This is a genomic window from Rhodococcus sp. IEGM 1318 (genome assembly GCF_033142465.1).
GTDB lineage: Bacteria > Actinomycetota > Actinomycetes > Mycobacteriales > Mycobacteriaceae > Rhodococcus_F > Rhodococcus_F qingshengii_B.
Genome location: NZ_JAWLSC010000002.1, coordinates 76,842 through 96,554, shown reverse-complemented (window position 1 = coordinate 96,554; position 19,713 = coordinate 76,842). Strand labels below are relative to the sequence as shown.

Sequence of the window (19,713 nt, the reverse complement as noted above, 5' to 3'; positions counted from 1 at the left end):
CTGGGGTGCAGAAACCCAGCTCGGCAACGGAGCCACCGTGCCGAGCTGGGTCGATCGGTAATAATCAAGCCGGGATGATCAAGCCCGTCGCGGCAGTGGCCGTTGCGTAGCGCTGTGCGACGTCTTCCCAGTTGATGACATTCCAGTAGGCCTTCACGTAGTCGGCCTTGACGTTCTTGTACTGCAGGTAGAACGCGTGCTCCCACATGTCGAGCATGAGCAGCGGAACGATGCCGATGCTGATGTTGCCTTGCTGATCGGTGAGCTGCTCGATGACCAGTCGCTTCCCGATCGTGTCGTAGGCGAGCACCGCCCAGCCGGAACCCTGCAAAGTGGTTGCTACAGCGGAGAAGTGGTTGACGAATGCGTCGAAGGAGCTGAAGTGCTCGTCGATCGCGGCTGCCAACTCGCCTTCCGGCCGCTCACCACCGTTGGGGGAGAGATTCTTCCAGAAGATGGAGTGATTGGTGTGGCCGCCGAGGTGAAAGGCGAGGTTTTTGCTGAGTAGCGGTGCCTTCGCGGTAATCGTGCCGTCTTCACGGGCAGCAGCCAACTGCTCGATTGCGCTGTTGGCGCCCGCCACGTAGGTGGCGTGGTGCTTGCTGTGGTGCAGTTCCATGATCTCGCCGGAGATATGGGGCTCGAGAGCGGCGTAGTCGTAATCCAGCTCGGGGAGAACGTATTCAGTCATGTGACGTGCCTTCCTTTGAGGAGATGTTGTGAGGGGACAGGTTTCTGTAGGTTCGATCGTGATAGACCAGTGGCTCCGAAACCTGCTGCGGATAAATGACGTCGACTACGCGTGCGGTGACAATCACTGCGGATCCACACGTTGTGGCATTCAAGGGAACTGCGCGCAGGGCATGGCCCGTCCCATGCAGGAAAGGTTCACCGGTCGGCAGTAACGACCAAGGCATGTCGTCCCCGAAGCGCACAGCGCCGCGGGTTGCGAACGTGGCAGCCAGTCGCTCGTTTGCCGAATTTGCCAGGTGAACAACAAAACTGCGGGCGGAAGCAATGGCTCTGGCAGAACCTCGCAACGACTGCAGTGAGAACGCCAGAACCGCCGGATCGGCGCTGATCGAGATCAGCGACGACGACGTGATGCCGGCCGGGCCGTCGTCGCCCGTTGCCGTGATGATCGAGACGCCGGCGGGATGGTTCCGGAACGCGTCGACAAAGGAGCTCCGGATGGACAGCTCCGAATCAACGGGGCCGTCCGAAACAGATTGGGTGCCAACCAGTTTTGTGGTCACTCCTCGCTCCTCCTCTGCCTCGGTTTTTCTGTCGTTGCACTGTCTTGTGCAATACCGACGTTAAAACCTCGAGTGCAGTTGAGGTCAAGGCGCTGTGGCGGACCTCACCGTCCGAGCTTGGTTGCCAGACGTTCCATGTATCCGGCAACCTCTTCGGGGCTCTTGTCCGGAGTGCCGAACATTGCTTCGGTGACACCGATGTCGGCCCAGTGGGCGAGCTTCTCCGGGTCGGGTTTGCCTGCCAGGACTGTTATTTCAGGCTCGCCGACCCTACCTGCTTCGGCCCAGATCTTTCGAAGCAGTTCTACGTTTCCGTCGATCTCCTGCTCGATGGGTGTGGTGATCCAGCCGTCGGCGGACTTGGCGATCCACTTGAAGGTCTTCTCGTTGCCGCCACCTCCCAGGAGGATGGGCGGACGGGGTTTCTGAACAGGCTTGGGCCAGGCCCAACTTGGCCCGTACTTCACGAATTGGCCGTCGTACGAAGCTTCTTCCTTCGACCACAGTTCTCCCATGGCTTCGAGGTACTCACGGAGTGCGGTCCGGCGTTTGTTGGGCGGTACGCCGTGGTCTGCGAGTTCCTCTGCATTCCAGCCGAATCCGACGCCGAAAACCACGCGACCGTCGGAGAGATGGTCCAGCGATGCGATGGTTTTCGCGAGAGTGATCGGATCGTGTTCGAGGGGGAGGGCCACGGACGTACCCAACCGGATGGTGCTCGTGACCGACGCCGCGGTACTCAGGGCGACCCAGGGGTCGAGTGTGCGCATGTAACGGTCGTCGGGCAATTCGGCGGACTGGGTTCCGGGATGATCGGAATCCCTCGACACCGGGATGTGAGTGTGCTCCGGAACGTAGAAGGCGTCGAATCCATTCGCCTCGGCAGCCTTTGCCGCCTCGGCGGGGCGGATGCCGCGATCACTGGTGAACAGGCTGAGTCCGTAGCGCACTGGTTCTCCTTCGATGGTCCGTCGAAAAACTGTAACCTGTTCCAGGATCGTTCGGATAGGTTTCCGACCGAGTTAAATCGATTGCCGCCGTGACCGAGGTCGTGCTGAACTCGTGCGGACTTGTTGTGTGAGGTTGTGGGCCGGATAGGTTGGGGCCGAGAGGTTGGACAAGGTGGGCGCCGTGGATGTAGTAGAGATGAATCGGTTGTCGTGGAATGCGGCGACTGTCGCTCACAACAGCCACAAAGGAGACCAGGCACAGTTCTTTCGCAACGGCGGGTCGACCCTGTTTCCGGAAGAAGTGGCGCTGCTCGGCGAGATTGCAGGCTCCTCGATTTTGCATCTGCAGTGCAATTCCGGTCAGGATTCGTTGAGTTTGGCGGCCCTCGGTGCCAACGTGACCGGCGTCGACCTCTCGGATTCCGCGATCGACTTCGCCCGAACCTTGTCCACGGAATCCGGCATTGCCGCCGAGTTCGAGCGAGGGGAAGTATCTGGATGGCTCCGCGAAGCTGCCGCCGCTGAAAGGAAGTTCGACCGAGTCTTTTCTTCGTACGGGACTGTGATCTGGTTGCCCGATCTCGACGAGTGGGCAGAGGGGATTGCCGGTGTTCTGGCGCCTGACGGGCGATTCGTTCTGGTGGAGTTTCATCCATTTGCCATGTGTTTCGACGAGAAGTGGTCGCTGACATGCCCGTACGGAGGCGGGACCCCGGTGACCGAACCCGGTGGCGTTGGCGACTACGTGGCAGATTCAGTCGATCTTGTCTTGCCGGGTGCTCCGGGAGGTGGAAACGCGAGTTTCGAAAATCCTTTCCCCTCATGTGAATTCAACTGGTCTATTGCCGAAGTACTCGGCGCGTTGCGGCGGGCCGGATTGCTGCTCGAGTCCTTCGACGAGTACCCGTACGCCAACGGCTGGCAAGGATTCGAGGAGATGACCGAACTCGGCGCCAAGCGCTGGGGAGTCCCGGCCGGACGTCCCGAGCTGCCGCTGATGTATTCGCTGTCCGTTCGCTTGGCAGGCTGACGCCTATTTCCCCCGCATTTGCGGGTAATTGACGACACAGGTACTAATTACCCCCATGCCCACGACGCCACTGACACGACGCATCGCCGTCGACCTGTGCCGTCTTGGTGCTCACTGCTGTTGCTGTTGATTCCTTCCGACTCTCCTGAGTGAGAATGGCGCCTCCCTGTGCGCCTTCGTCCTTGCATATGCACTCGTAGCTGCATATGTGCCGGAATTTCCGTACGTCGAGGAAGAACAGCGATGTCGACTTCTGTCGAAGCAAAAGAACCAACACCGGCCTCGGAATCGAACCGTGAGCCGCGTCGGCCGTGGGCTTCGAGTGTGACCACCGTAGGACTTCCAGTGCTTTCGGTGATCGCATTCTTGGCGCTGTGGCAGGTCGCGGCAGCCAGCGGGACCTGGAGTGAGACCTTCGTGCCGTTTCCGAGCACGGTCTGGCATGCCTTCGTCAACACGATGACCACACATGACGGAGTGCGGGGCTACCAGGGGTATTTGCTCTGGGAGCACCTTTACATGACGCTGCGACGGGTGCTGGTCGGTGTGATCATCGGCGTCGGATTGGGCGTCATTCTCGGATTGGCCATGGGATCGGTGTCATGGCTGCGGAGTCTGCTCGAACCGTGGTTGACGTTCCTTCGCGCACTGCCGCCCTTGGCGTACTTCTTCCTGCTGGTGATCTGGCTGGGAATCGACGAGGCGCCAAAGATTACATTGCTGGCGCTCGCTGCTCTCCCGCCCGCAGCAGTGGCCACCACAGCTGCTGTCGTCGCGGCGCCCGTCGGGCTGGTCGAAGCGGCCAGAGCGTTGGGAGCTTCACGGGCACAAGTGATCCGAGACGTCGTCGTCCCGTCGGCCTTGCCGGAAACTTTCACCGGAATTCGGCTGTCGGTGGGTATGGCGTACTCGTCGGTGGTCGCAGCCGAACTGTTCAACGGCATCCCTGGAATCGGCGGAATGGTCAAGGATGCAAGCAATTACAACAACACACCGGTTGTGCTGGTGGGGATCTTCGCCATCGGATTCTCCGGCCTGATCATCGACGGACTGCTGCGGGCTGCAGAGCGCCGCGCCGTTCCCTGGAGGGGAAAAGTATGAGTGACAATCAGAAACGCGCCAGCAGTAATCCGAAGCGCAGCAGTAATCTGACGCGCAATGAGGGCAAGGCTTCCCGGACGGCGTTCACGGTGCTGATCGGCGTCCTCGCACTGGTTCTCGGTGCGTGCTCGGTGGATCATTCCGGCCAGGATTCGTCCAAGGAAACGATTCGCCTTGCCTACCAGTCTTTCCCGAGCGGCGATTTGATAGTCAAGAACAATCGGTGGCTCGAAGACGCGCTGCCCGAGTACAACGTGAAGTGGACGAAGTTCGATTCGGGAGCCGATATCAACACCGCCTTCATTGCCGGTGAAATCGACTTCGGTGCAATCGGTTCGAGTCCGGTTGCTCGTGGACTCTCGGCACCGCTGAACATTCCGTACCAGGTTGCGTTTGTTCTCGATGTGGCCGGTGACAACGAAGCTCTGGTGGCCCGCAACGCAACCGGAATCAAGACCGTGGCAGATCTGCGGGGCAAGAAAGTGGCCACGGCATTCGCGTCGACCGCTCACTACAGTCTGCTGGCGGCTCTGAACCAGGCCGGACTCAGCGCAGATGACGTCCAGTTGGTGGATCTCCAGCCGCAAGCATCACTCGCCGCCTGGCAGCGAGGTGACATCGACGCCGTCTACACCTGGCTGCCTACGCTCGACGAACTCCGCAAGGACGGAACACAGTTGATCGCCAGCCGCGAGCTGGCGACGGCGGGAAAGCCGACGCTGGACCTGGGTGTGGTGTCGACCGCGTTTGCGAAGGATCACCCCGAGATCGTCGATACCTGGCGCCAGGTTCAGGCCCGCGCGCTCACGACGATCGCCACTGACCCGAACGCGGCAGCGGAAGCTGTTGCCGCGCAATTGGGCGCCTCCAAGGAAGACGCGGCAGCGCAGCTGAAGCAGGGTGTGTTCCTCACTCCCGAGCAGATCTCCTCGCCGGAATGGCTGGGCACCGAGGGCGCTCCCGGAAATTTGGCAGTGAACCTGCAGAGTGCAGCGCAATTCCTGGCCGAGCAGAAGCAGATCGACAGTGTGCCTGATCTGACGGTGTTTCAGAATGCTCTCTATGTGAAGGGGCTTCCCGATGTCCTTGACCAGTAGCGTGACCGCACAGCAGGCGGTCGGAGGGTTCGCACCCGACCGCCCGGGCGCGATCAGAATCGACACCGTCTCACACAAATACGGCCACGGCCGAGAGTCCGTAACAGCGCTCGGACCGGTATCGATCGACGTCGCACCTGGTGAGTTCCTGGTCCTCGTCGGAGCGTCGGGTTGCGGCAAGAGCACCTTGCTGCGGTTGATTGCGGGATTCGAAAACCCATCCAGCGGAACGGTTCAGGTGTCGGGATCCGACCCGATCCCCGGGTCGAGTGCGGGAGTGGTGTTTCAGCAGCCGCGGCTCTTCCCGTGGAAGTCCGTAGGCGGCAACATCGATCTGGCACTCAAATACGCCGGCGTTGCAAAGAGCGACCGCGGGCAAAGACGCGACGAACTCCTCGACCGCGTCGGGCTGGGCGGCACTGCGGACCGGCGAATCTGGGAGATCTCCGGCGGGCAGCAGCAGCGGGTGGCAATTGCCCGGGCCTTGGCGGCCGAAACGTCGTTGCTTCTGTTGGACGAGCCCTTTGCCGCGCTGGACGCCCTCACCCGCGAGCGTCTGCAGGAGGACCTCCGCAACGTCAGCGCCGAGTCCGGGCGAACGAGTGTCTTCGTCACTCACAGCGCCGACGAGGCAGCATTTCTCGGCTCCAGGGTCGTGGTCCTGACAAGCAGGCCGGGCAAGGTCGCGCTCGATCTGAAAATCGATCTGCCACGAACAGGCGTCGACCCTGACGACCTCCGCGGCTCACCCGAATATGCGGCATTCCGAGCCGAAGTCGGCCACGCCGTCAAGGTTGCGGCTGCAGCGTAGGTACCCTGCGCGTCGACTACCTGGCGACCGCGTCGATAATAGGAGGGAGAACGTGCAGGACACGACGAACAAGGAGTGGTCATGGCAACTGAGGTGGAGTCCGGTGACCTCGTGCAGGCAGCCGGCCATGCGGGTCCGTGGACGGTAGTCGAAGTTCGCCAGGGCATGGCGCTGCTCGAACACAGTGACGGGCACAGGTTGTCGCGTCGAACGACGACGCTGACCGTCGTCCGCAAGGGCTCGGGCAAGAAGGCCACGGCCGTCGAAGACGGGAAAGACGAAAACGGATCGCCAACTCTGTTCGACTGAAACCGCAGCTCGACTGATTTTCCGTCAGTTCGAGAAGACGTCGTCGACGCGTTTGTCGAAATATTCGGCGATTCGGAACGCCAGTGACAGGCGTGGGTCGAAGTGACCCTTCTCGATAGAGATGACGGTCTGGCGTGTGATGCCGAGCGCGTCGGCGCACGCTTGCTGTGACAATCCGGCTGCCGTCCGGAGTTCTTGAAGGTTGTTGCGCATCAGATCTCGATAGTGGGGGTGCGGTCCCTCGACACTGCCCAGTACCGGATTCCGAAGTCGGCCAGCCCGAGGGCTGTAAACATTACGAGCGGCAGTTCGGGAGCGCCGAAGACATTGTGCGCGATCAGTGCGATCCCCATGGCAGTGATCAAGTCGGTGAACGCACCGAAGCCGGCCTTGCGACTCCATTCGGTTTCGACAGTGTCCTCAGGGTAGGCGGGGGCCTTGTTGTTCTCCGATGGAAAAAGGGCCCACGCCGACCCGATACAAGCCGGTGCCATGACGACAGCGAAGACTATGAAGGCCAACGTCTTCCGGTCGTCGGCGGTCAATGCTGCAAAAAAGCTGAAGGCCAGCGTTGCTGCGGCGCCGATACCGATGATCAGGCTCCACCGTGCAGTGGTGCTCATGAAGCCTCCCAGATGTAAGAGTTCTTTGACATGCCTGAGCGTAGGTCTACGTATGCCTGATGTCAAAGAACTCTTACATCGCGCTGAGGGTCAAGCGATCCCGAAAGGCGCGGCGTAGGAAAACTTCCCTGTCTGATCAGCCCGGTACGCGGTGAGGGTCCTGATCTGAAAGTGAGCGCCCCACTCGGCTTCCGGAGACTCGACTCCGACGTCGGTGCTGGTGACGAATCCGAACCGGGGGTAGTACTCGGTGCTTCCGAGAAGCGCGAGCAGTGGCACGTCCTGGGCGTCGGCTGCACCGATTACGGCGTGCATCAGGGCCGAACCGACGCCGCTGCGCTGGTTGCCCGGCGTGACTGCCAACGGCCCGAGACCAACCGCCTCTACTTGACCGACCCATCCGCGTGTTCCGATCACGAAACCGACGATCTCGCCGCCGGCTACGGCGACCAGGGACAACTTCGGCAAGTAGTCGTCCGAGGCGAAGAGTTGGCGTGTCAGTTCGATCTCGTAGGGAGTCTCGCCGGGCGGTGCCTGGTCGGCAAACGCCGCCCCGAGCAGTGAGTAGACGGCGTCACGGTCGGAAGAAGTTTCGCGGCGGATGTACATGGCCACGAAACTACCCGCTTCATCTCCGATCGTGCTCCTCGTTTTCGGCCTGACGTGCTACTCGCTTTTCGTAGTCCGCACGCCCGTTCGGATCTACCGATGTCAGTGCGCGGCGATCGTCGATCACCCGACGTCCGATATTGATCATCCATTCGGGTACCACGGCGTCGATGAGGTCCCAGCCCGCAAGGTAACGCGGAACCGTAGTTTCGGCTCGTCGATGCGTGACGGTGTCGACGACGGCTTTGGCCACGACCTCGGGTTCAACGGTCGGCATACCCTTTCCGAGTGGCACACCGGAGGAGAGTCCGGTGCGCACGGCGCTGGGCAGGATGGCGCTGACGCTGACTCCGGAATCTGCGAATTCGACACGGGCAGAAGCCGAAAGACCCACCGCGCCGAACTTGCTTGCGTTGTACACGGCCATTCCGGGCACGGGGAGCTTGCCTGCCATGGATGCGATGTTGACGACGTGGCCCCGTCGTCGTTCCACCATGCCGGGCAGCACTGCGCGCATCCCGTGAATCGGCCCCCAGACGTTGACGTCGAGGGTGACTCGACTGGTGGCGTCGGACTCGTCGAGGAAGCCGCCGAGCGGCATCACTCCCGCATTGTTGACCAGAATGTCGATGTGACCGAATTCGCCGATCACTGTGGAGATGAACACATCCCAGGATTCGCGCGAGGTGACGTCCAGTGCGTAGCCGCGGGCCCGTGCGCCGATGGACGCGGCTGTATCGACGGCTGTCTCCTCATCGAGATCGCCGACGCAGACGAGTGCGCCGCGAGTTGCGAACAACTCCGCTGTGGCCCGGCCGATTCCGCGGCCGCCGCCGGAGATGACAACAACTGCTCCGTCGAGATCGATCGGCGGGTAGGTGGTGCCGAAGAGGCTCATGCGGTGTACTCCGGTTCGAGGGAGGTGGTGGGCTCAGAGGGCGTGGTATCCAACGAAGGGTTGTCGGAGAGCGTGTGGTTGTAGGCATACGGATCGAAGTCTCGTAGCCGTCGACGCATGGCGCCGGACGACCACGGCCAGTTGAAACTGTTGCGGCCGTTGACGTCGAAGAAATAGCTTTCGCAACCACCGGCGTTGTAGACCGTGGTTCCCAGTGCTTCCTGAACCTGAGAGTTGAAGGCTGCCTGTACTTCCGGCCGCACGTCGATGGTTTGCCAGCCGTGCCGACGAGCGTGGCCGATCGCCTGCGCCACATAGTTCAGTTGGGCTTCCAAGATCATGAACGCCGACGTGTGCCCGGTGCCGAGGCTCGGGCCCAGCAGAATGAACGCGTTGGGAAATCCGCTGACGGCGGAACCGAAGTACGCCTGCGGGCTTCCCTGCCAATGGTCGTCGAGTGATCGACCTTCTCCGTCGAAAACCTTGGAGGCGATGGGCATGTCGAGGATGTGAAAGCCCGTTCCGAAGATGATGGCGTCCACCTCCGATTCCGCTCCGTCGGCGCCGATCACGGTGTTGCCGCGGATTTCTTCAACTGCATTGGCATGGACGCTGACGTTGGGTTTGCCGAGTGCCGGATAGTACGAATTCGACATGAGCAGTCGCTTGCAACCGAGGGTGTAGTCGGGTGTCAGCGCCTTGCGCAGCTTCGGATCACGGACCTGCAGGCGCAACTGGGCCGAACCGAGTTTCTGCACGATTCGCAGGATCCACGGATTGCGAAATCCCAATCCGAGCGCTTCCATGATTCCGTATTCGATGCTGCGCAGGGCTTTGTGTGCTCCCGGTACGAATCGCATGACGGACCTTTCGATCCGCGGTACGTAGTGGTCGGGTTTGGGGAGAACCCATTGAGCGGTTCGCTGGTAGAGGTGAAGTGTGGAGACTTCGGAGACGATGCGCGGAACGAACTGGACTGCCGAAGCGCCGGTACCCACGACAGCGACCCGTTTTCCGGTCAAGTCGTAGTCGTGATTCCACTGCGAGGAATGAAACACCTCGCCCTCGAACGCTTCCAGTCCGGGGATTGCCGGTGTCAAGGGTTCGTTCCACGGACCCGTGGCCGCGATCACGAAACGAGCAGTGAGTTCGCCACTGGAAGTTGTTATCTTCCAAAGGGATTGCGACGCATCCCACTGTGAGGAGAGCATTTCGACCCCGAAGCGAACATGCTTGTCGATGCCGTGGCGGAGGGCCGTATCGTCGATGTACTCGCGGATCTCCGGCTGCTCCGCGAACAAACGCGTCCAATCCGGATTGGCGGCAAAGGAATACGAGTACAGGCCGGACGGAACATCGCAGGCACAACCGGGATAGGTGTTGGCGCGCCAGGTTCCACCGAGCGAATCGGCCTTTTCGAGCAGGACGAAATTTTCGATCCCGAGGCGCTGCAGATGAATGGCTGCGCCGATTCCGGAGATCCCGCCGCCGATGATCACGACCTCGAAGTGGTCAGGTTCGTTGTTCACTGAGTCTGCGCTTTCACTGGTGGGAATGGGTGGTGTGGAACGCGTGCGCATCGAGTTCACGCTTGACGCTCGCACGTGTTGTGCGCAGGGATGATTCGAAGGTGGCGAGCCGCCGTCGGCCGTCCATGAAGTTGGCGCCCATGACGGCGAGATCGTCATCGGTGGCATCGATACGCAGGACCTTGGTGCCGGCAGCGCGAACCAGCTCGATCTCGCGGTCGAGGCCCTTGGACATGGAGTTGCGCAGGGCCCGGCGTTCGATGCGTGCAGCACCGCGCGCTGGCTTCAGCGTTCGAGATGCCATGGGCGCCAGTACGACCAGCTCGTCCAGCTCGAGGGGGAGCAGGAGGTCTACTGAAGCCGTGGATGCCGCGCCGCCGTCGATGTACCTGACGCCGTCGATGGTGACAGGTGGGAACCAGCCGGGAATCGCCCACGACGCTCGAAGTGCTTCACCGACGGTCGCTTCCGGAGCCCCCTGTGCCCCGAATGCGACCCGCCGCCCCGTTCTGTAGTCCATGGATACCATGTACGCGTTCGGATGTGGGAGCCACGAATCGCCAGGGGCAAGTGATGCGGCGAGCGCGGTGAGCCAGGACGGGTCACCGCCACCAAGCGGTGCTATGCCGCTCATCCGGCTCAGAACCGGAAGATCTCGACGCGCCACCAGTCGTGGATTGCCGATCCCCAAGCTCGGTAGTGGTGGGATTTTTCCGGGTGCCGACGCGATGTGGGCGAGGAGTTCGGGGCGGGCCGCGGGATCACCGAGTTGCATGGCGACCAACTCGTCGACTCCGACTCCGCTGCCGAGCATCGTCGCGAACTCGGCTCCGGCGGACGTGCCGATGATTGCGGTGGCTTCGCGGGGATCCCAGTCGAGTGCCTCCCGAACCGAGGCGAGCGCGGCAACGGTCCAGGCGAAGCCGAGAGTGCCGCCGCATCCGATTGCCAAGCCGCGTTTCGGCGCGCTGTTTCGCCTGAACCCGGTCGCGGTGGTGCCGGTCACTTCTGAAGTCATATTTCGGAGACTATCAGTATCTGAATAACGTGGGTACCCCAAATATGGTTGTCCGGAGTGCGCCCGCGGGCCGCTCCCGGTATTCGGCTACCGTTGGAATCTCGATACTCAGAACCACTAGGAGGTTCCGATGGCACGATTGACCAGGCAGGAAGCGCAGGCGTTGACCCGCGAAACCTTGTTGGCGACGGCCGTCGAGCATTTTCTCGATCGCGGGTACGCCGCCGCGTCACTCGATCAGATCGCCGAGGATGCCGGCTACTCCAAGGGTGCGGTGTACTCGAACTTCAAGAACAAAGACGAGTTGTGCGCTGAAGTGCTCGGCCGAATCAGGTTGACCAAGGTCGGTGAGATCACCGCCCAGCTCGGAGCGAAGTCGACGCTCGACGACGCGGTGGCCGAGTTCGCGCGATGGGCCGAGCGGACGATCGGGGACCAGAGGTGGACTCTGCTCGAGGTCGAGTTCTCGGTCCGGTCACGGCACAGCGAGGACATTCGAGCGAAAATCGCGGCGGGTGCCGACCAAGTGCGCGGACTGATCGCCGGAATGGTGCAGCACCTCACCGAATCCAACAATGTGACGCCGACAATGGACCCGAATGCGGCGGCCCTTCGAATGCTCAGCGTCGGAATCGGTTTGGGTCTTCAGCGTGCGATCAGCCCAGAGCTTCCCGTCGATCCGTTGGTGGATACGGTGCGCGAAATATTACTGGGTGGGTGAAACTGTCGGGCGGGCAAGGAGTACTCGCAGCATTCCGCCGATCTCGGCGACAGCGGCGCGTGAACCGGCGCTCGGTCCCAGAACATTGACGAAGCCGTGGATGAATCCGGGATAGCGTCGATCCGTCACGTGAACACCGTTGTCGCGCAATCGAGCTGCGTAGGCTTCGCCTTCGTCCCGGAGTGGATCGAATCCCGCCGTGATCACGATGGCTGGTGGCAGTCCGGCCACATCGGGGGCGCGTAGCGGCGACACCATCGGGTCGAGTCGATCGGCATCGCTGCCGAGGAAGCTGGACTCGTAGAAGTTCATGTTGGCCTCGGTCAGGAAGAAGCCTTCACCGAACGTCGTTCTCGACGGCGCCTTCTCGTGAAAGTCGGTCGCGGGATAGATCAACAGTTGTGCTGCCGGAGGGGTGTTGCCGTCGTCGCGGGCACGCAGCGCCACCGTTGCCGACAAGTGCCCACCCGCGCTGTCGCCGCCGACAGCGATCCGCGTCGGGTCTGCACCGAACTCTTCGGCGCGGTCGACGATGTCGAGGTAGGCGGCGTAGGCGTCGTGTACCGGTGTGGGGAAAGCGAATTCGGGCGCGAGCCGGTAGTCGACCGAGACGACCCGTGCGCCGGAAGTCTCGGCCAACAGGCGGCACGGAGCATCGTGGGATTCGATGCCGCCCTGCACCCAGCCGCCGCCGTGGAAGTAGACGAGTAGAGCGCCGGTGTCGGCGCTCGGAACATAGAGCCGAGCTCGAAGTGGGCCGTCGGCGCCCGAAACGGAAATCTCTTCGGTGTGGACCGGTGCGGGCCGACCGCCCATCATGATCGCCGTTCGGGTGAGATTGGCGCGAGCAGCGGCGAGTGACTGGGAATCGGTTGTATGCGACGGTAGTGGCCGCGTCTTCGCGAGCGTGAGCAGCAGGTGTGCGTCGGCGTCGAGCGTGTTGCCCTCGATGACTACGGGTGGACCGGTGATTCGGCGTTTCACCGCGCTGGGCAGCGCGAATGCGGCTGCCACCAAGGATGCTTCGGCGCGATCTCGAATGCTGCGGCTGCTGGCCTGCTTCACGGATTCCGACACGTGGCGCACACTACCAAGCATGACTACTGCGGCACTGTCGATCACGCAGATCGAGAACACACACCTGGTTCGGTGCGGTCACGCCAATTGGGTACTGGTCGAAGAGGGGTCCGATCTGACGCTGATCGACGGCGGATACCCGGCCAACGGGGCCGACGTCGAACGCTCGATCGAGCAGATCGGTCACCAGCTCGGGGATGTTCGGGCAATCCTCGTCACTCACGCGCACGTTGATCACATCGGCGGAATCGCGGACATCGTGACTCGGCTCGAGGTTCCGGTCCTGATGGATCCGTTGGAGGTGCCCCACGCGAAGCGGGAGTATCTGCAGCAGTTGTCGCCGGCGAAAGCTCCGTTGCTGTTGTGGCGGCGAGGTGCTCCGAAGTGGCTTCGCGACGTGATCGGAGCGGGCGCGTTGAAAGGAGCGGAACTGCTTCACGCACAGGCCTTTGCGTCCGGTGGCGCGCTGGATATCCCAGGCCGTATCGTGCCGATCCCCACTCACGGGCACACCGACGGCCACAGCGCTTACCTGGTCCCCGACGCAGGCGTCGTCGCGTCGGGTGACGCTTTGGTGACCGGACACGCGACATCGAGCGTCGCCGGACCACAATTTCTGGTGTGCCCTTTCAATCATGACCGTGAAGCGACGGACCAGGCGTTGGACAATATCGCCGCTGCACCTGCCGGCGTGCTGTTTCCCGGACACGGTCCGGTCTACGAAGGCAGCCTGGCTGCCGCAGTCGAACAGGCCCGAGCCGGCCGGACAAGGATGCGTCCATGACTACTGTCGAAACGGTCGACGAAGGTGCAGTGCACGGTTTCCTGCATCGGCCTGATTCTGTGTCCTTCGCGTCGCCCGTCGCCACGCTTGCACTGACTCACGGCGCCGGAAGTAACTGCGACACTGTGCTGTTGCGCGCTGTTGCCGACGGCTTTGCCGTGGCGGGAGTGCAAGTCCTGCGCTTCGATCTCGCGTTTCGGGTGCGTCGAGCTTCGGGGCCGCCACATCCGTCGCGTGCTGCGGAGGATCGCGCGGGCATTGCCGAGGTGATTGCCGCTGTTCGCAAGGACTACTCGGTGCCCGGACCTGTTCTGCTCGGCGGACATTCGTACGGCGGACGGCAAGCGTCGATGCTGGCGGCGCAGAACCCAGGACTCGTCGACGGACTCGTTCTGCTGTCCTACCCGCTGCATCCTCCGAAGAAGCCCGACAAACTCAGAACCGAGCACCTACCCGAGTTGAACACACCGACCGTTGTCGTCCACGGATCGAAAGACGAATTCGCGACCACGGAGGAGCTTCGGGCCGCACTCGCGCTGATTCCCGTACCGACACGATTGGTGGAGTTCGAGGGAGCTCGACACGACTTGTCCGTGGTGAAGTATCCGGTGGTCGAACAGGCAGTCGCCGCAGCAACAGAACTGTTCACGCTCGGACGTTGACGCGCCGGTTGCCCGTGTCGGTGGTTCCTGGTGAGATCGACTCATGAGTGCCCAGCCGTATCAGCCCAGTGCCCTGTCCGACGTCACGGTGAGCGTCGACGGCGACGACACAGTCGTCAGCTTTCCTCGGGTGCTGCCGTATCCCGTCGAGAAGGTGTGGGAGGCGATCACCGACCCGGAGATGTTGGCGCAATGGACGCCGTACACCGCCGATCGGAATCTGAGCCGCACTGGCGACGCCGTGATCACCATGCTCACCGAGGACGGCGCCCCCGAAATGTCGCTGCCGGTCATCGTTCACGTCGTGGAGACTTCCCGGCGGCTCGAACACGAGTGGGGCCCGGACGAATTGGTGTGGGACCTGACCCCGATCGAAGGTGGAACCCGCGTTGTGCTCACGCAGAGGTCGCGGGCTGAGGGGATGGCGTCGGCACTCGCTGCGGGATGGCATTTGTGCTTCGACGTACTCGACGCCCTTCTGGCGGGCGAGCCCTTCGGTCCGATCGTGGGTGAACGGGCACGCGAGTACGGCTGGGACGCGCTCAACTCTGGTTATGCGCGACAGCTGGGTATCGACGAATCTCAGGTCTGGTAGCTGCTCAGAGTTTGCGACTGGCAGGCTTTCTGGTGGAGGCACGCGCGATCAGTTCGACGGGAAGCTTCACGGATTCGACGTTCCTGCCGGCGATCAATGCGAGCAGGTGCTCGAGCCCGGTCGCGCCGATCTTGCGGGCGGGGGACCTCACCGTCGTCAGTGGCACCGGGAGTTGGGAGACAACCGGAATGTCGTTGTAGCCGACCAACGCAAGATCGTCCGGAATGCTCAACCCGAGATCACGGGCCACACCGAGTACGCCGATCGCGATGGTATCGCTCACCGTGAAGACGGCGTCAGGGCGCGTGTTCCCGCTGAGCAGTGTGGCAGCCGCATCGACACCCCCTTGAACTTCGAACTCGGACGCCACTATTCGGTTCGGCGGTAGTTCCAAGCCCGCTTCGGCCAGGGCGTCGCGGAAACCTGCGACGCGTTCACGTGAAGTGCTGGCGTGATCCGGTCCGGCGATCACACCGAGATCGCGATAGCCGCAATCCAGTAAATGCCTTCCCGCGAGGTAGCCGCCGAGGCGGTCGTCGCCGCTGACAAATGGCAGGCTTCGGTTCGCGGACGACGTCGCCGGGTCGATGTGCCGGTTCAGCAGCAAGATCGGTAGCGAGCGCAGGGGGAGTGAGTCGACGAAATCGGTACCCGGCAGGTGGATGCTGCTCAGCATGAGCCCGTCGACCTGGCGGCTGACCAGGAACTCGACTGCTTTGCGCTGCGCGTCCAGATCGTCAGGTGGGCTGGAGAGCAGGACCGAGTAACCCGCCGCGGTGGCAGCCTCCTCGATGCCCTGGAACATGGTGGCCACCACGACGTCCGTCAGCCTCGGCATCACGACGCCGATGGTGGTGGTCTTTCGGGTACGCAGGCTGGCCGCCCACAGGTTCGGTTGGTAACCAAGCTCCTCGGCGACCTGACGAACTCGGAGCGCGGAGTCGGACCAACCGTCGGCGGGCTCGGGCTGACGGAGGACCCGCGACGCCGTCGAGATGTGGACCCCGGCCTGGTCGGCGATTTCGCGCAGCGTCGGCGGACGGCCGTTGCTGCGGGTCGACGGATCGGGCGTCATCTGCGTCGGGGCTCCTGCTGTGGGTCCGGGTGTGGGGCGGAGTGAGGGTCGGGGATTGACGGGTGTGCAACCGGGCCCTACTCTAGGCGATGCAAACGATTGCGCAATCGTTCTTGCAAAGGATTGCGCCCGAGAACACTGGAGGCCCCGTGACCACGCCGCAGTCCCTGTCCGAGCTTTTTGCCATCGACACCCTGCTGGATGCCGAGGAGATCGCGATCCGCGACACGGTCCGCAAGATGGTCGACGATCGCATTCGCCCGCACATCGGCGAATGGTTCGAGGCGGCAGCATTGCCGGCTCGTGAGCTGGCCAAGGAGCTGGGCGCGCTCGGCGTACTGGGCATGCACCTCGAGGGCTACGGCTGTGCCGGGATGAGCGCGACGGCGTACGGGTTGGCCTGCCAGGAACTCGAAGCTGTCGATTCGGGTATTCGCAGCCTCGTATCAGTCCAGGGTTCGCTCGCCATGTTCGCGATCCACCACAACGGAAGTGAAGAGCAGAAGGAAGAGTGGCTCCCGCGGATGGCGGCCGGTGAAGCCATCGGTTGCTTCGGTCTCACGGAACCCGATTTCGGATCCAACCCCGGCGGCATGCGAACCAACGCCAAGCGCGACGGCGACGACTGGATCCTCAACGGCACCAAGATGTGGATTACCAACGGCTCCATCGCGGACGTCGCCGTGGTCTGGGCGCGCACCGACGACGGCGTCCGCGGATTTGTTGTTCCCACCGACACTCCGGGCTTCTCCGCCCCCGAGATCAAGAACAAGATGTCGCTGCGGGCGTCGGTCACGTCGGAACTGGTGCTCGAGGACGTGCGTCTGCCTGCCTCGGCGATGCTGCCCAAGGCTCGCGGACTATCCGGCCCGCTCGGCTGCCTCAACGAGGCCCGCTTCGGCATCATCTTCGGAGCGATGGGTGCAGCACGTGACTGCCTCGAGACCGCGATCTCGTACGCGCGTGATCGCAAGGTCTTCGACAAGTCGCTCGCCGCGTACCAGATCACTCAGGCCAAGATCGCTGACATGGCAGTCGAATTGGGCAAGGGTCAGTTGCTCGCAATCCACCTCGGACGTCTCAAGGATGCTGGGACGGTTCGTCCCGAGCAGGTCAGCACCGGCAAGCTCAACAACGTCCGCGAAGCCATCAAGATCGCCCGTGAGTGCCGAACCATCCTGGGTGCCAACGGCATCACGCTCGAATACCCCGTGATTCGGCACGCGAACAACCTCGAATCCGTTCTCACCTACGAGGGCACCTCCGAGGTTCACCAGCTGGTGATCGGTCGCGCTCTCACCGGTGAAGAAGCGTTCCGGTGACGGTAGACGCTGTCGGAGCGCTCGACGGGTTGGTGATCGCGGATTTCGGCCGCGTCCTCGCCGGCCCGTACGCCACGATGATTCTTGCCGATCTCGGCGCGGAGGTCGTCAAGATCGAGCGGCCGGGTGTCGGCGACGATACTCGCAGCTGGGGCCCGCCGTGGGTGGGGGACGAGTCGAGCTACTTCTTGTCGGTGAACCGCAACAAGAAGTCGGTCACTCTGGACCTGCGCGAGCGCGCGGATCTGGAGAGTGCACGCGAGCTGGTTCGCAGTGCGGACGTCGTGGTGCAGAACTTCCTGCCGGGAACGATGGACCGTCTGGGGCTGGGCTACGACGCTGTCCGAGAAATGAATCCGCGTGCGGTCTACTGCTCGATCAGCGGCTTCGGTGGCAACAATTCTCTGCCGGGGTACGACCTGTTGATTCAGGCGGTCGGCGGATTGATGAGTATCACGGGTCCCGATTCCAAGACTCCCACCAAGGTCGGTGTCGCGGTGGTCGACGTCATCACCGGCTTGCATGCCAGCGTGGGAATCCTTGCAGCGCTGCGCCACCGCGATCGAACGGGCGAAGGGCAGCACGTCGAGGTCAATCTGTTGTCCTCGTTGCTTTCCGCACTGGCCAACCAGTCGTCCGGCTACGTGGCGGCGGGTGTGGTGCCCGCGGCCATGGGCAATCGGCATCCGAGCATCGCGCCCTACGAGGTGTTCGACACCGCCGACCGCCCGCTGGTTCTCGCTGTCGGCAACGATCGCCAATTCGGTTCGTTGGTAGAGGTTCTCGGAATTCCCGAACTTGCCGCGGATGTACGGTTCATCTCGAATCGGGATCGGGTCGCGCATCGAGAAGAACTGTTCGACGCCGTCACTGCTGCGTTGGCCAAGGGCACTGCAGACTCGTGGTTCGAGGCACTGACCGAGCGAGGTGTTCCGTGTGGGCCCCTCAACGAAATCGCCGACGCGATAGCGCTGGCGGAACGGCTGGATCTCGTTCCGGTGGTGACCATTGACGATCCGCGTCGCGATGCACCGACTCGGCAGGTAGCCAATCCGATTCGGTTGAGCGGCACTCCGGCAACCTATCGGTCGGCCCCGCCGCGGTTGGGTGAAGACAGCGTTCCCACCCCGCCGGGCGTTGGTTGACGCACGCGAATCGGCCACCGGAACACCGGTGGCCGATCTGCGTGTGTGGCTGACTCAGCTGACCTTCAGGACCAGCTTTCCAGTGTTCGCACCGGCAAAGAGAAGGTTGAGGCTGTCGCCGAATGCGTCGATGCCCCCGTCAACGACATGCTCGCGGGCCGTCAATTCGCCACTCTTGATCCACTTTCCGATCTGCTCCTGCGCTTCTGCGTAACGATCGAGGTAGTCGAAGACCACGAAGCCGGCCATCGTGGCCCGGTTGACGAGAAGTGACAGATAGTGCGCGGGGCCGGGCTGAGGCTCGGTGGCGTTGTAGCCCGCGATGGCGCCGCAGATGACCACCCGAGCGCCGAGACGCAAACGGGAGAGCGCGGCGTCGAGAATTTCTCCGCCGACGTTGTCGAAGTACACGTCGATACCGTCGGGAGCATTGGACTTGAGTGCCTTGTAGACGGATTCGTTCTTGTAGTCGATGGCGACATCGAAGCCGAGGTCTTCGGTGAGCCACGCGCACTTCTCCGGACCACCGGCGATGCCGATGACCTTGCAGCCGTGGATCTTTGCGATCTGGCCGACGAGGCTGCCGACGGCGCCTGCCGAGCCGGATACTACGACGGTGTCACCGTCCTTCAGCTTTCCGACGTCGAGCAATCCGAAATATGCGGTGACGCCGGGGAATCCGAGAGCGCCGAGCCAAGTCGGTAGGGGAGCGATCGATTCGTCGACCCGCGTGACATCGGTGCCGTCGGAAACACCGTATTCGGAAGCGCCGAACGATCCGGCGACGATGTCACCGACCTGGTAATCGGGGTGTTGCGACTCGGTGATGCGTCCGACGCCGTGGGCGCGCATGACGGAGCCGAGCTTGACCGGGGGAACGTACGACTTGACGTCGTTGAGCCAACCGCGCATCGCGGGGTCAAGGGAGAGGTATTCGACCTTGACGACAAACTCGCCCGGTCCGGCGGACGGGATCTCGGCGTCGACATATTCCCAGGTGGAAGCGTCGGGAAGTCCTGTCGGGCGGGCGGCGAGGCGTACTTGGCGGTTGGTCATCTCTCCCCTTCGGCGAAACGAATTGAACTTGAGGCCGGATTCAAT

Annotated in this window: 23 protein-coding genes; 11 read left to right on the top strand and 12 right to left on the bottom strand. The window is 62.6% G+C overall.

The genetic code is table 11. From position 1 onward, the window contains the following. Window positions 1-64 precede the first annotated feature (64 nt). The 3 genes from R4P65_RS04675 to R4P65_RS04665 all read right to left on the bottom strand — a co-directional run bounded on the left by R4P65_RS04675 (window position 65) and on the right by R4P65_RS04665 (window position 2,206). Entirely contained in the window at window positions 65-691 is a 627-nt protein-coding gene (locus R4P65_RS04675) for a superoxide dismutase (protein ID WP_317825621.1), read from the bottom strand. Continuing rightward, a complete protein-coding gene (locus R4P65_RS04670; protein WP_317825620.1) occupies window positions 684-1,256 on the bottom strand; it encodes a flavin reductase family protein in 573 nt (190 codons plus the stop codon). The genes R4P65_RS04675 and R4P65_RS04670 overlap by 8 nt, the downstream gene beginning before the upstream one ends. A gap of 104 nt (window positions 1,257-1,360) precedes the next feature. Next, window positions 1,361-2,206, bottom strand: a complete 846-nt coding sequence (locus tag R4P65_RS04665) for an LLM class F420-dependent oxidoreductase (protein ID WP_317825619.1) — start codon at window positions 2,204-2,206, stop codon at window positions 1,361-1,363. A 181-nt stretch (window positions 2,207-2,387) separates the two neighbouring features. Here R4P65_RS04665 and R4P65_RS04660 point away from each other — a divergent pair, with 181 nt between their 5' ends. The 5 genes from R4P65_RS04660 to R4P65_RS04640 all read left to right on the top strand — a co-directional run bounded on the left by R4P65_RS04660 (window position 2,388) and on the right by R4P65_RS04640 (window position 6,554). Then, complete coding sequence (locus R4P65_RS04660; RefSeq protein WP_317825618.1) at window positions 2,388-3,236, top strand: class I SAM-dependent methyltransferase; 849 nt, start codon at window positions 2,388-2,390, stop codon at window positions 3,234-3,236. A gap of 243 nt (window positions 3,237-3,479) precedes the next feature. Next, window positions 3,480-4,337: an ABC transporter permease gene (locus R4P65_RS04655; protein WP_317825617.1), complete on the top strand. Its 858-nt coding sequence runs from the start codon at window positions 3,480-3,482 to the stop codon at window positions 4,335-4,337. Continuing rightward, window positions 4,334-5,434, top strand: coding sequence for an aliphatic sulfonate ABC transporter substrate-binding protein (locus tag R4P65_RS04650; protein ID WP_317825616.1), 1,101 nt, complete (start codon window positions 4,334-4,336; stop codon window positions 5,432-5,434). Before R4P65_RS04655 ends, R4P65_RS04650 begins: the two co-directional genes overlap by 4 nt. Then, the gene (locus tag R4P65_RS04645) at window positions 5,418-6,245 is read left to right on the top strand and encodes an ABC transporter ATP-binding protein (protein WP_230814710.1); all 828 of its coding nucleotides are present in this window, start codon (window positions 5,418-5,420) and stop codon (window positions 6,243-6,245) included. The genes R4P65_RS04650 and R4P65_RS04645 overlap by 17 nt, the downstream gene beginning before the upstream one ends. A gap of 81 nt (window positions 6,246-6,326) precedes the next feature. Then, the gene (locus R4P65_RS04640; RefSeq protein WP_030535223.1) at window positions 6,327-6,554 is read left to right on the top strand and encodes a hypothetical protein; all 228 of its coding nucleotides are present in this window, start codon (window positions 6,327-6,329) and stop codon (window positions 6,552-6,554) included. A 24-nt stretch (window positions 6,555-6,578) separates the two neighbouring features. Here R4P65_RS04640 and R4P65_RS04635 read toward each other — a convergent pair whose 3' ends face one another. The 6 genes from R4P65_RS04635 to R4P65_RS04610 form a co-directional block, all read right to left on the bottom strand. Next, window positions 6,579-6,767: a helix-turn-helix transcriptional regulator gene (locus R4P65_RS04635; protein ID WP_230814709.1), complete on the bottom strand. Its 189-nt coding sequence runs from the start codon at window positions 6,765-6,767 to the stop codon at window positions 6,579-6,581. Beyond that, complete coding sequence (locus R4P65_RS04630) at window positions 6,767-7,177, bottom strand: hypothetical protein (protein WP_230814708.1); 411 nt, start codon at window positions 7,175-7,177, stop codon at window positions 6,767-6,769. Before R4P65_RS04630 ends, R4P65_RS04635 begins: the two co-directional genes overlap by 1 nt. 90 nt (window positions 7,178-7,267) lie before the next feature. Next, complete coding sequence (locus R4P65_RS04625) at window positions 7,268-7,786, bottom strand: N-acetyltransferase (RefSeq protein WP_317826126.1); 519 nt, start codon at window positions 7,784-7,786, stop codon at window positions 7,268-7,270. Window positions 7,787-7,805: 19 nt separating this feature from the next. Further along, complete coding sequence (locus tag R4P65_RS04620) at window positions 7,806-8,684, bottom strand: SDR family oxidoreductase (protein WP_317825615.1); 879 nt, start codon at window positions 8,682-8,684, stop codon at window positions 7,806-7,808. Then, complete coding sequence (locus tag R4P65_RS04615; RefSeq protein WP_317825614.1) at window positions 8,681-10,213, bottom strand: NAD(P)/FAD-dependent oxidoreductase; 1,533 nt, start codon at window positions 10,211-10,213, stop codon at window positions 8,681-8,683. The genes R4P65_RS04620 and R4P65_RS04615 overlap by 4 nt, the downstream gene beginning before the upstream one ends. Before the next feature lie 13 nt (window positions 10,214-10,226). Further along, complete coding sequence (locus tag R4P65_RS04610; RefSeq protein WP_317825613.1) at window positions 10,227-11,231, bottom strand: patatin-like phospholipase family protein; 1,005 nt, start codon at window positions 11,229-11,231, stop codon at window positions 10,227-10,229. A 130-nt stretch (window positions 11,232-11,361) separates the two neighbouring features. On the opposite strand from R4P65_RS04610, the gene R4P65_RS04605 reads away from it, so the two are divergent. Then, the gene (locus R4P65_RS04605) at window positions 11,362-11,952 is read left to right on the top strand and encodes a TetR/AcrR family transcriptional regulator (protein ID WP_317825612.1); all 591 of its coding nucleotides are present in this window, start codon (window positions 11,362-11,364) and stop codon (window positions 11,950-11,952) included. Here R4P65_RS04605 and R4P65_RS04600 read toward each other — a convergent pair. Continuing rightward, entirely contained in the window at window positions 11,938-13,029 is a 1,092-nt protein-coding gene (locus R4P65_RS04600; protein ID WP_317825611.1) for an alpha/beta hydrolase, read from the bottom strand. The genes R4P65_RS04605 and R4P65_RS04600 overlap by 15 nt on opposite strands. Window positions 13,030-13,048: 19 nt before the next feature. Here R4P65_RS04600 and R4P65_RS04595 point away from each other — a divergent pair, with 19 nt between their 5' ends. The 3 genes from R4P65_RS04595 to R4P65_RS04585 are packed head-to-tail and all read left to right on the top strand — an operon-like array spanning window position 13,049 to window position 15,070. Further along, window positions 13,049-13,813, top strand: coding sequence for an MBL fold metallo-hydrolase (locus R4P65_RS04595; RefSeq protein WP_317825610.1), 765 nt, complete (start codon window positions 13,049-13,051; stop codon window positions 13,811-13,813). Beyond that, a complete protein-coding gene (locus R4P65_RS04590) occupies window positions 13,810-14,475 on the top strand; it encodes an alpha/beta fold hydrolase (protein ID WP_317825609.1) in 666 nt (221 codons plus the stop codon). Before R4P65_RS04595 ends, R4P65_RS04590 begins: the two co-directional genes overlap by 4 nt. Before the next feature lie 43 nt (window positions 14,476-14,518). Further along, the gene (locus R4P65_RS04585; protein ID WP_317825608.1) at window positions 14,519-15,070 is read left to right on the top strand and encodes an SRPBCC family protein; all 552 of its coding nucleotides are present in this window, start codon (window positions 14,519-14,521) and stop codon (window positions 15,068-15,070) included. A 4-nt stretch (window positions 15,071-15,074) separates the two neighbouring features. On the opposite strand, the gene R4P65_RS04580 is transcribed toward R4P65_RS04585, so the two are convergent. Then, the gene (locus R4P65_RS04580) at window positions 15,075-16,145 is read right to left on the bottom strand and encodes a LacI family DNA-binding transcriptional regulator (RefSeq protein WP_317825607.1); all 1,071 of its coding nucleotides are present in this window, start codon (window positions 16,143-16,145) and stop codon (window positions 15,075-15,077) included. 149 nt (window positions 16,146-16,294) lie between these two features. Between R4P65_RS04580 and R4P65_RS04575 the strand changes: the two genes are divergently transcribed. Both R4P65_RS04575 and R4P65_RS04570 read left to right on the top strand, forming a co-directional pair. Then, the gene (locus tag R4P65_RS04575) at window positions 16,295-17,467 is read left to right on the top strand and encodes an acyl-CoA dehydrogenase family protein (protein ID WP_046380332.1); all 1,173 of its coding nucleotides are present in this window, start codon (window positions 16,295-16,297) and stop codon (window positions 17,465-17,467) included. Then, a complete protein-coding gene (locus R4P65_RS04570) occupies window positions 17,464-18,612 on the top strand; it encodes a CoA transferase (RefSeq protein ID WP_317825606.1) in 1,149 nt (382 codons plus the stop codon). The genes R4P65_RS04575 and R4P65_RS04570 overlap by 4 nt, the downstream gene beginning before the upstream one ends. A 54-nt stretch (window positions 18,613-18,666) precedes the next feature. Here R4P65_RS04570 and R4P65_RS04565 read toward each other — a convergent pair whose 3' ends face one another. Continuing rightward, window positions 18,667-19,668, bottom strand: coding sequence for an NADP-dependent oxidoreductase (locus tag R4P65_RS04565; RefSeq protein ID WP_317825605.1), 1,002 nt, complete (start codon window positions 19,666-19,668; stop codon window positions 18,667-18,669). Window positions 19,669-19,713 lie beyond the last annotated feature (45 nt).

What these genes read in the sequence shown, in the direction of transcription:
- R4P65_RS04675 (WP_317825621.1), bottom strand. Translation starts at nt 691, where the DNA reads ATGACTGAATACGTTCTCCCCGAGCTGGATTACGACTACGCCGCTCTC.
- R4P65_RS04655 (WP_317825617.1), top strand. Translation starts at nt 3,480, where the DNA reads ATGTCGACTTCTGTCGAAGCAAAAGAACCAACACCGGCCTCGGAATCG.
- R4P65_RS04650 (WP_317825616.1), top strand. Translation starts at nt 4,334, where the DNA reads ATGAGTGACAATCAGAAACGCGCCAGCAGTAATCCGAAGCGCAGCAGT.
- R4P65_RS04645 (WP_230814710.1), top strand. Translation starts at nt 5,418, where the DNA reads ATGTCCTTGACCAGTAGCGTGACCGCACAGCAGGCGGTCGGAGGGTTC.
- R4P65_RS04640 (WP_030535223.1), top strand. Translation starts at nt 6,327, where the DNA reads ATGGCAACTGAGGTGGAGTCCGGTGACCTCGTGCAGGCAGCCGGCCAT.
- R4P65_RS04635 (WP_230814709.1), bottom strand. Translation starts at nt 6,767, where the DNA reads ATGCGCAACAACCTTCAAGAACTCCGGACGGCAGCCGGATTGTCACAG.
- R4P65_RS04630 (WP_230814708.1), bottom strand. Translation starts at nt 7,177, where the DNA reads ATGAGCACCACTGCACGGTGGAGCCTGATCATCGGTATCGGCGCCGCA.
- R4P65_RS04625 (WP_317826126.1), bottom strand. Translation starts at nt 7,786, where the DNA reads ATGTACATCCGCCGCGAAACTTCTTCCGACCGTGACGCCGTCTACTCA.
- R4P65_RS04620 (WP_317825615.1), bottom strand. Translation starts at nt 8,684, where the DNA reads ATGAGCCTCTTCGGCACCACCTACCCGCCGATCGATCTCGACGGAGCA.
- R4P65_RS04610 (WP_317825613.1), bottom strand. Translation starts at nt 11,231, where the DNA reads ATGACTTCAGAAGTGACCGGCACCACCGCGACCGGGTTCAGGCGAAAC.
- R4P65_RS04605 (WP_317825612.1), top strand. Translation starts at nt 11,362, where the DNA reads ATGGCACGATTGACCAGGCAGGAAGCGCAGGCGTTGACCCGCGAAACC.
- R4P65_RS04595 (WP_317825610.1), top strand. Translation starts at nt 13,049, where the DNA reads ATGACTACTGCGGCACTGTCGATCACGCAGATCGAGAACACACACCTG.
- R4P65_RS04590 (WP_317825609.1), top strand. Translation starts at nt 13,810, where the DNA reads ATGACTACTGTCGAAACGGTCGACGAAGGTGCAGTGCACGGTTTCCTG.
- R4P65_RS04585 (WP_317825608.1), top strand. Translation starts at nt 14,519, where the DNA reads ATGAGTGCCCAGCCGTATCAGCCCAGTGCCCTGTCCGACGTCACGGTG.
- R4P65_RS04580 (WP_317825607.1), bottom strand. Translation starts at nt 16,145, where the DNA reads ATGACGCCCGATCCGTCGACCCGCAGCAACGGCCGTCCGCCGACGCTG.
- R4P65_RS04565 (WP_317825605.1), bottom strand. Translation starts at nt 19,668, where the DNA reads ATGACCAACCGCCAAGTACGCCTCGCCGCCCGCCCGACAGGACTTCCC.